This window comes from Streptomyces sp. WELS2 (assembly GCF_013870595.1).
GTDB lineage: Bacteria > Actinomycetota > Actinomycetes > Streptomycetales > Streptomycetaceae > Streptomyces.
Genome location: NZ_JACBWZ010000213.1, coordinates 1 through 8,672 on the forward strand (window position 1 = coordinate 1; position 8,672 = coordinate 8,672).

The following is an 8,672-nucleotide window of genomic DNA, read 5'->3' on the forward strand; positions in this document are numbered from 1 at the left end:
CGAGCCGACCGAGGCGGTGCTCGCGGAGGCCGGCGTGGCACGGGCCACCGCGCTGGCCCTCGTGTACGACGACGACGAGACCAACATCCGCGCCGCGCTGACCGCCCGCCGGCTCAACCCCCGGCTGCGGCTGGTCCTCAGGCTCTACAACCGGCGGCTGGGCCAGCACATCGAGGAACTCCTCGACCAGGCCGCCGCGTTGGCCGGCGGGGACGAAGCCGCCGGGCTGGAGGCGTCCACGACCGTGCTGTCGGACGCCGACACCGCCGCGCCCGCGCTCGCGGCCACCGCCGTCGTCGGCACCAGCAGGGTCGTACAGACCGAGAACCTGCTGCTGCGGGCCGTGGAACGCCCGCTGTCCGGGGACGGGACCGGGCCGGCCACCCTCGCCCTGCTGTCCGGCGGCGAGCAGCCACCGCTCCTGCTGCCCGGTGACGAGGAGGTACGGCAGGCCGCCGGCCGGCAGGCCGTGGTGCTGGAACACGTCTCCTCCGCCACTGACGCCGAGTCCACCGCACCCACCCGCCGGGTGACCGGCGTCATGCCGCTCGCCTCGCTCTTCTCCCGGCGGCTGCGCTGGTCGCTGGCCGGACTGGTCGGCTGCGTGGTCGCCCTGGCCGTCACCCTGTGGCTGGTCACCGGCATCCATCCACTGCGCGCCGGCTACATCACCCTCCTCGACCTGTTCGCCATCGACGACCCGGCGTTCAAGGAACCCCTCGGCCGCCAGATCCTCCAGCTCCTGTCCGCACTCGTCGGACTGCTCCTGCTGCCGGTGCTGCTGGCCGCCGCGCTGGAGGCGCTCGGCACCTTCCGCACCGCCTCCACCCTGCGCCGGCCGCCCCGCGGGCTGAGCGGGCACGTGGTGCTGCTGGGCCTCGGCAAGATCGGCACCCGGGTACTGACCCGGCTGCGCGAGCTGGACGTCCCCGTGGTGTGCGTCGAGTCCGACCCGGAGGCACGCGGCCTGGCCACCGCGCGCCGGCTGCGGGTGCCGGTGGTCCTCGGGGACGTCACCCAGGAGGGCGTCCTGGAGGCGGCCCAGATCCACCGGGCGCGGACCCTGCTCGCGGTGACCAGCGCCGACACCACGAACCTGGAGGCGGTGCTCTACGCCCGCACCCTCCGCCCCGACCTCCGCGTGGTGCTGCGGCTGTACGACGACGACTTCGCCACCGCCGTCTACCGCACCCTGCGCGCCGCCCACCCGAACGCCCTGACCCGCAGCCGCAGCGTCACCCACCTGGCCGCGCCCGCGTTCGCCGGGGCGATGCTCGGCCGGCAGGTCCTGGGCGCGATCGCGGTGGAACGGCGCGTACTGCTCTTCGCCGCGGTCGACGTCGACGGCCACCCCCAGCTGGAGGGCCGCACCCTGCGCGAGGCCTTCCACACCGGCTCCTGGCGCGCCCTGGCCCGCCTGGGCCACCCGGACACCTCCGCCGGCCACGTACTGGAGAAGGGCGACCGCGTGGTCGTCGCGGCGACCCGCAGGGGCCTGGCGGAACTCCGCTGACCCCGCCGCGTCAGAGAGCCCGGCTCCGGGAGGGCTCGTCCAGCCAGACCCGCCCCCCGCCGGCGGTGACGGTGAGCCCGAACCGCTCGACCGGGGGCCGCCCCTGTCCCGCCCACCACTCGTAGGCGGCCTCCACCTCCTCCCACAGCCGACGCTCCCCGTACTGCCACACGGTGTACTCACGGGCATCCGGGGTGCCGTCCCAGTCCACGGCGGCCCACGAGCTGGCATCCGTGGTCGCCAGCCACAGCCGCGTCACCACGCCCGGTACGTCCGGACGGTGGTGCCAGGCGCGCCACACGTCCGGCAGCCGCAGCCCGACGGCGAAGCGGGCGTCCGCGTCCGCGCCGGCGACGAGCCACGGATCCAGACCGGTCACCGATTCGTCGGGGGTATGCCCGTCCCGCACCACATCCCGGTAGATGCGCAGGTCGGTACGCTGCCCACGCATCAGCATGAACGCGGAGTGCGGAGCGAACCGCCCGGAGGCGACCCCGTCGCCACCCACATGCAGACGCAGCAGCCCGTAACAGAACCAGGGTGTCTCCCAGGGCGTGAGGACGATCCCACCGGGCCGGGTCTGCTCCACCCACGCGTAGGGCAGGCGACGCACGGAACAGGTGGCGATGATCCGGTCGTACGGCGCCGAGGGCGGGTGCCCGCCGGCACCGTCCGCGCAGACGACCTGCGGGTTCAGCCCCAACGCCTCCAGCGAGCGGACGGCGGCCCCGGTGAGTGCCGGGTCCACATCGACGGTCGTCACGTTGCCGTCCCCGAGCAGAGCGGCGAGAAGACCGGCGTTCCACCCTGTGCCGGTGCCGATTTCCAAGACCCTGTGCCCAGGGCGCGGGTCGAGCATCCGCAACATGCGGAACACGATGGATGGCGCGGAAGCGGAAGACGACGGCCAGACATCAGCGTCCAGGGGCTCCAGACCGTCGTTGACCTGCGTGACCACCGGCGCGTCAGCGTAGGCGGCAGCGAGCCAACGTGCGGGCTCCGCGTCACGGTCGCAGGTCACCCAGTCGCCTTCTTCGTCCAGCCAGACCTTGCGGGGCAGGAACATGTGCCGAGGGGCACGGTGGAAGGCGGCTTCCGACTCGGGACTCAAGGGCCCCGATTCTTCCTTGAGGACGCGGAGCAAACCGCACGCGGCGGCCCGCTCCTCACTGCTCATGGCGTACATGCCGAGGCTCAGCCCTTCTTGTGCTTGGGGTCAGGCTTCGGCTGAGCCGTGTCCGGAGACGGCTTCGACGTACCCGGATCCTTACCCCCGGCGTGCTTGCCGTCGCCGCCGGATCCGCCCTTACCGGTTCCCCATCCCATGGGAGTCTCCTTCGTGTCTGTGTGTCGGTCTCTGGCGCAGCGGCCCACAGGCCGTGGTGCTCACACGGGTTGGCTGACGACCCGGTCCACCGGCCGGGGGCTGGATGGCTTGGGCGGCTCGGGCGGGGGCGAAGGCGGAGGATGTTTTCCCATACGACGGTCTCCTTTCTCCGGGCGAAACCCGGCACGGTCACGACAGTCCGCGAGCGACCGGCCTGCGCCGATCGCCTTCGGCCATCCGCTGAAGCACCATGTGGCGACGCACGGCACGCGTCAGAGGACCACTGCCGTCGGTCACATAGACGGCCCTGGTGATGCCGTCTTGGTCGACGTCGACGTACGTGGAGGCGGGGCTCTGGGGCAGGTCAGCGCGCAGCGTCATGCGGTCTCCGGTGATAGGCGCGAACGTTGTGTCGCGAACGTGGTTCCGGGCAGGTCCGCCGCAACGGAACCGGACAGGACCGTACGAGGCGCCCGAGCCGCACCTCAATGAAATTGCAGGGAATTGCGGAACATCAACCGATAGAGGTGATCGCCGAGTTGATCAGATCGCGGGCGGCTTCACCGTGAACAGCGCTCTTCCCAAGCTCACCGAACGCCCGGCGGTAATCGGCGAGTTCACGCGGCTGCACCACGTTGACCACGGCGGTGAGGGTTTCCACGACGCTGCGCGTGCCGTCATGGAGGTAGAACGCCTCCAGCGGCCACATGGTCCTTCGGGCGGAGAAGGGGATGATGCCGAGGGAGACGGAGGGAAGCGTCATCACAGCCAGCAGGTGCCGCAGCTGCCCGGCCATCGTCTCGTCATCTCCGATGCGGTAGCGCAGGACGCACTCCTCCATGAGCACGACGAACCGGTGCGCGCCCTCGTACAGAAACCGGCTACGGGCAACGCGGGCGGCAACGGCCTCCGGGACGTCGTCGGGGGTGCCCTGGAAATCGGTGATGGCCTCCATGAGCGCCGTGGCGTAGGCGGGGGTCTGGAAGAAGCCAGGCACGACGTTCGAGACATACGCGCGGGTGACGCCGGTCCGCGCGTAGAGGTCGTAGAACTCCTCCTGGGTCTTGCGCATGCCCGTCCGGTGACTCCTGCGCCACTCCACGTACATCGAATCGACCGCGCGGGCCGTGGCAATCAGGTCCTCTGCCTGGTCGACAGCACCACAAGCCGTGCACCAGGCTCGGATGTCCGCGTCGGTCGGCTGTACTTCCGCTTTCTGGATACGGGTGGTCTTCGCGGGGTGCCAGCCGCACCGGGCGGACAGTTCCTTCCCGGTGAGGCCGGCGTCCTGGCGAAGGTGCGCGAGACGCACAGCGAGCGCTTCACGGGCCGCCTGGGCACTGGACGAAGGAGAAGCGGGCATGGGAGATGAGGCTGGGATCAGACGGTGTACTTCTGGTGGTCGACCGCACGCTCCCACACGGCTTCGAACGCATCGGAGCACAGCTTGACGACGGCGGGGTCCTCGCTGAACTCCTTGGGCGGATCCGCCCAGTCGCCCCTCCCGGTAAAGATGTTGAACTGCACCAAGCGGTCGTCGAACAACCAGAAGTCGGCTCCCGGCAAGGCGATGTCCACGGCTCGCCGACGGGGCAGCCAGCGCACGAGTTCACCGGCGTCGACGTTCAGTGGGGTGGTCGCGTGCTCCCATCGGATGTAGTCCGTCACGGGCTCGGAAACGATCCTGGCCCGCCGCATCACCACGCCACGGCCCACAGCCTCCCGCACCAGTCCCAACCAGTCGGGCCACCACCGCGCCGTCGGGTCGAGCCCGACGTGACCGGTGCGCTTGAACTGCTCGAACTCCTCGGCCTCGTCACCAACGCCGTACACGTCCCGCATCTCCAGATGCACCGCGCTGCGGTGCGTACCGGACAACAGCTCAGCGAAGCTCGGCACGCCGTTCCGCGACATCGCACGCCTCCCTCAGGATCGGCACCATGCGGGCAGGGATGCGGATCACCGTCTCGTGGGCGGGAATTCCCACCGCGTGACCGGCGACCCACTCCGTACCACTGATCAGTGCCTCCAGCATTTCCTCGACCTTGACACCCTGGAGGACCAGGTCGGCCGTCTCCTCTTCCACCCACACCGTCGGCGACCCCTCGCCCCCCGTGTTCGAGTCCATCCCGATGAACCGCAGGTCCATGCCGCCCTCCCGGGTCAAACCGGTTGCGTGTTCTTGCGTATGACGTTTCCGACCAGTACCGAGCATCGTCAAGGGCTCGGAACGCGCCGGAAACGACCTCGGCCTGAACCGGCCGCGGGCAGGGTTACTCGGAACCGCTACCACCTACTGACCACACAGCAGTACCCCCGGCCGGATGGACGAGGGCGCTGATGCTGCTTATTGGTCGGCTCAGTTGACGAAGTGATCGAATTCGCCCGCCTTCACCCCCAGGATGAACGCGGCGAGCTTCTCCCGGCTGGTCGTGATGATCAGGTCCGGGTTGTCGCTCTCACGGAAGAGGATCTGTCCGTCGCTCTCCGCGGTCTCCAGGCACTGTTCACCGCCGCCCCCGGAGAAACTTGACTTCTGCCACTTGATGTCGTCGGCCATTTCTGGAGTTCTCACAGTTCTCTAGCGATGTGGTGAATGAAGCTTCGCGACTCTTCCGGCGTCAGCGATGCCTTCCGTGCGAAGTCGAGCAGGGTCCGATACCGGTCCAGGTCGGCTGACGCGTCCAGGAGTCGACCACCGAAGGGTGTGTCGATATGAACCGTGTCCAGCTGCGGGACGGTACCGCTGGCATACATCACGGTCTGCGTGACCTCGATGAAGTCCTCGGACGCGAAGGAGATCACCCGCAGCGTCAGCCACGGCTCGACGGACGCTTCCAGCAAGTAGTCGAGCTGGTCACGGGCCACCTTCCGGCCTCCGACCCGCATGCGCAGGGCGGCCTCGTGCACGATGGCCTCGATGTGTGTCGGGTTCTCCCGCTCGAACAGTCGTCCTCGCCGCATGCGATGCTCGACTCGGGCCTCGATCTGGTCGTCGGGAAGTCTCGGAATGACGCCGGCGAACAACGCCCGAGCGTATTCCTCGGTCTGCAACACGCCTGGAAAGGTGACCGGTTGCAGGCACCGCAGGTGCGTCGCGTGGTGTTCGAGTTCGGCGATGTCCAAGAAGCCGGGAGCGAGGATGCCGCGATAGTCGTCCCACCAGTGTTGGCCGCGTCGCTCCGAAGCGATGGCACACAGCGCATCGATCAGGGCGTCATCGTTGCAGTTGTAGAAGACGGCGAGGCGACGGATCCGCTCTTCACTGATGCCGGCTCGGCCCGCTTCGATGTGCGAGATCTTGGCCTGGTCGGTCGAGATGAGCGCTGCCGCCTCGCGGGCGGTCATGCCCGCGCGCTCGCGCAGTTTCCGCAGCTCGGCGCCAAGACGTACTTGACGGGCGGTCGGGTTGTCCCTCGGCGGCATGCGTCCCTTCCCCTGTCTGCGCCCAGTGTTGCGCGCAACCGTGCTGCGGGTCCATTGGCTATCACCATACTTATGGAGCAACCTTGCTCCGGGACATACATGGCCCCTATGGTCGGTGCATCGCGCAGCGCGCCAGTAAATCCGCAGCGCAGCCGTTCTGCACGCCCGTACGTGGGTGCCCCGGGGAACGGACGGGCCACGGTGGCGCAAGGCGCGGCAACCGCACCGCGTTGGGAGACGAGACATGCCCCATGCCTCCGCCTTAACCCCGTCCGTACCGTTCCTCGGCCCTCACGCCGAGCGCTACCGCCTCAGTACGCCCCACACCCCGCGCGCACCGAAGATCGCGCGCGACTTCCTCGTGACCCTCATCGGCATGCAGCACCCCTCACTGATTGAGCCGGGGACCCTCTGTATGTCCGAGGTGGTCACCAACGCCATCCGGCACACCCGGTCGCCGCGGATCGTCATCGAGGTCTCGATCGGTGACGAGAGAGTGCTTGTCCGGGTACACGACAACAGACCGTGCCCTTTGCCCGCGCCCAAGCAACCCCCGCACGAGGAGTGCGAGCACGGACGGGGCCTCGCCCTGATCGAGGCGCACGCCGCTCGTTGGGGGATCACCTTCTTCGGTGGCCTCTCGCCACGGTCGAAAGCCGTCTGGTTCGAGCTTCATGAAACTGCCGAGACGCGAGGCGCTGGTGCCATACGGACGGACCTTCCATAGTCGCGCGCACCACGGGGAAGGTACTTCCGCCCTGACCGGGGCCCACGGTGCTCGATCACCGAGGGCCCCGGTCAGGGCGCGATCGCGCTCAAACAGCGCGTACTGCTCTCCGCCGCGGTCGGCGTCGGCCGCCGCCCCCAACTGAGGGCCGCACACTGTGCTCAGGGCGGGATCTGCCGTCGCCTTCCCGCCGCGCGAACTATGATGCGGCCCTCGGTCTCCGGCCTTCTTGGACAAGGCGCATGAGTGATGTGAGCAGCGGCACCGGCAAAGTGGTCGTGAACAGGGCGATGTCGCTGGACGGGTTCATCGCCGGTCCCGGCCACGCGATGGACTGGATCTTCGAGTATCTGACCGCGGATACGTTCCCGGAGGTCATGGCGGCCACGGGCGCCATGCTCGTCGGCCGGGGTACGTACGAGGTGGCCAAGCGTATGGCCGACCAGGACACCGTCTACGACGGGGGACCACAGTTCGTCCTCACCCATGAGCCTCCCGACGAGCCGGACCCCACCGTCACGTTCCTCACCTGTAGCATCGAGGAAGCCGTTGCCACGGCGCGCGGCGCCGCGGGCGGCAAGAACCTGGAGATCCTCGGTGCCGACGTGGCCGCCCAGTGCCTGCGGCGCGGGCTCGTCGACGAGATCCTGGTGTATGTCCTACCGGTGCTGCTCGGCGACGGCGTCCGCTTCTCGCCCCCCACCCTCGGCAGGATCGACCTGGAGCCTTTGGGCACCACCCGGTCGGGCGCCGTCACGATGCTCCGCTTCCGCGTACGGAAGCAGGCACGGCCCTCCAACAGGTGACACCAGCACGCGCGAACACGCCCGTCGCCGACCCGCCGGACGTGAGTGCTGTCCGGCGGGCGTCGACGTGACGTTCCCCGACGCCCGTGCCGGCAAGCGCGGCCCGGTAGGGCGGTGTCGGTCCGCTTATGCCGGCAAGTGCCGGGCCGCGAAGTCCAGTTCCAGCCTCACCTGCTTGATGCGTTCGTCGACCACCAGGGAGCCGTGGCCCGCGTCGTAGCGGTAGACCTCGTGGACCGCGCCGCGGGCTTCGAGTCTCTTGACGTAGTTGTCGATCTGACGGATCGGGCAGCGGGGGTCGTTGACGCCCGCCGAGATGTAGACGGGGGCCTTGACCTGGTCGACGTAGGTGAGCGGGGAGGACGCCGCGAAGCGGTCCGGGACCTCCTCAGGGGTGCCGCCCAGCAGGGTGCGGTCCATGGCCTTCAGGGCCTCCATCTCGTCGTGGTAGGCCGTGACGTAGTCCGCGACCGGCACCACCGCGATGCCCAGCGCCCAGGCGTCCGGCTGGGTGCCGATGCCGAGCAGGGTGAGATAGCCGCCCCAGGACGCGCCGGTGAGGACGAGGCGCTCGGGGTCGGCGAGGCCCGAGGAGACCGCCCAGTCCCGGACCGCGGCCACGTCCTCCAGCTCGATCAGGCCGACCCGGTGCTTGAGGGCGTCGGTCCAGGCGCGGCCGTAGCCGGTGGAACCGCGGTAGTTGACGCGGACCACCGCGTAGCCGTGGTCGACCCAGGCCGCCGGGCCCGCCGCGAAGGAGTCGCTGTCGTGCCAGGTCGGGCCGCCGTGCAGGTCGAAGACGGTGGGGAGGGGGCCCGTGGCGCCCGCCGGCTTCTGGACGAGGGCGTGGATGCGGCCGCCGGGGCCCCGCAC

General features: G+C 69.4%; 11 protein-coding genes. 3 read left to right on the top strand and 8 right to left on the bottom strand.

Translation table 11 applies throughout. The annotated features are described in order from the left end of the window. On the top strand, positions 1-1,513 hold a 1,513-nt coding region (locus H5J33_RS15045), incomplete at its 5' end, for an NAD-binding protein (protein ID WP_220212355.1). A 10-nt stretch (positions 1,514-1,523) separates the two neighbouring features. On the opposite strand, the gene H5J33_RS15050 is transcribed toward H5J33_RS15045, so the two are convergent. The 7 genes from H5J33_RS15050 to H5J33_RS15080 all read right to left on the bottom strand — a co-directional run bounded on the left by H5J33_RS15050 (position 1,524) and on the right by H5J33_RS15080 (position 6,266). Then, a complete protein-coding gene (locus H5J33_RS15050; RefSeq protein WP_258565106.1) occupies positions 1,524-2,624 on the bottom strand; it encodes a methyltransferase domain-containing protein in 1,101 nt (366 codons plus the stop codon). A gap of 405 nt (positions 2,625-3,029) precedes the next feature. Beyond that, positions 3,030-3,221 (bottom strand): hypothetical protein, encoded by a 192-nt coding sequence (locus H5J33_RS15055; RefSeq protein WP_181795422.1) that lies wholly within the window; start codon positions 3,219-3,221, stop codon positions 3,030-3,032. 133 nt (positions 3,222-3,354) lie between these two features. Then, a complete protein-coding gene (locus H5J33_RS15060) occupies positions 3,355-4,203 on the bottom strand; it encodes a helix-turn-helix transcriptional regulator (protein WP_181795423.1) in 849 nt (282 codons plus the stop codon). A 17-nt stretch (positions 4,204-4,220) separates the two neighbouring features. Continuing rightward, a complete protein-coding gene (locus tag H5J33_RS15065) occupies positions 4,221-4,754 on the bottom strand; it encodes a DUF6879 family protein (protein ID WP_181795424.1) in 534 nt (177 codons plus the stop codon). Next, positions 4,723-4,989 (bottom strand): hypothetical protein, encoded by a 267-nt coding sequence (locus H5J33_RS15070; protein WP_181795425.1) that lies wholly within the window; start codon positions 4,987-4,989, stop codon positions 4,723-4,725. The genes H5J33_RS15065 and H5J33_RS15070 overlap by 32 nt, the downstream gene beginning before the upstream one ends. Positions 4,990-5,199: 210 nt before the next feature. Then, the gene (locus H5J33_RS15075; RefSeq protein ID WP_181795426.1) at positions 5,200-5,400 is read right to left on the bottom strand and encodes a DUF397 domain-containing protein; all 201 of its coding nucleotides are present in this window, start codon (positions 5,398-5,400) and stop codon (positions 5,200-5,202) included. 11 nt (positions 5,401-5,411) lie between these two features. Then, entirely contained in the window at positions 5,412-6,266 is an 855-nt protein-coding gene (locus H5J33_RS15080) for a helix-turn-helix transcriptional regulator (RefSeq protein WP_181795427.1), read from the bottom strand. A 376-nt stretch (positions 6,267-6,642) separates the two neighbouring features. Here H5J33_RS15080 and H5J33_RS38685 point away from each other — a divergent pair, with 376 nt between their 5' ends. Then, the gene (locus H5J33_RS38685) at positions 6,643-6,993 is read left to right on the top strand and encodes an ATP-binding protein (RefSeq protein WP_399552833.1); all 351 of its coding nucleotides are present in this window, start codon (positions 6,643-6,645) and stop codon (positions 6,991-6,993) included. A 242-nt stretch (positions 6,994-7,235) separates the two neighbouring features. Beyond that, a complete protein-coding gene (locus tag H5J33_RS15090) occupies positions 7,236-7,799 on the top strand; it encodes a dihydrofolate reductase family protein (protein ID WP_181795429.1) in 564 nt (187 codons plus the stop codon). A 126-nt stretch (positions 7,800-7,925) separates the two neighbouring features. On the opposite strand, the gene H5J33_RS15095 is transcribed toward H5J33_RS15090, so the two are convergent. After that, positions 7,926-8,672, bottom strand: a 747-nt coding sequence (locus H5J33_RS15095; RefSeq protein ID WP_181795430.1) for a S9 family peptidase, incomplete at its 5' end; no start/stop codon positions are given.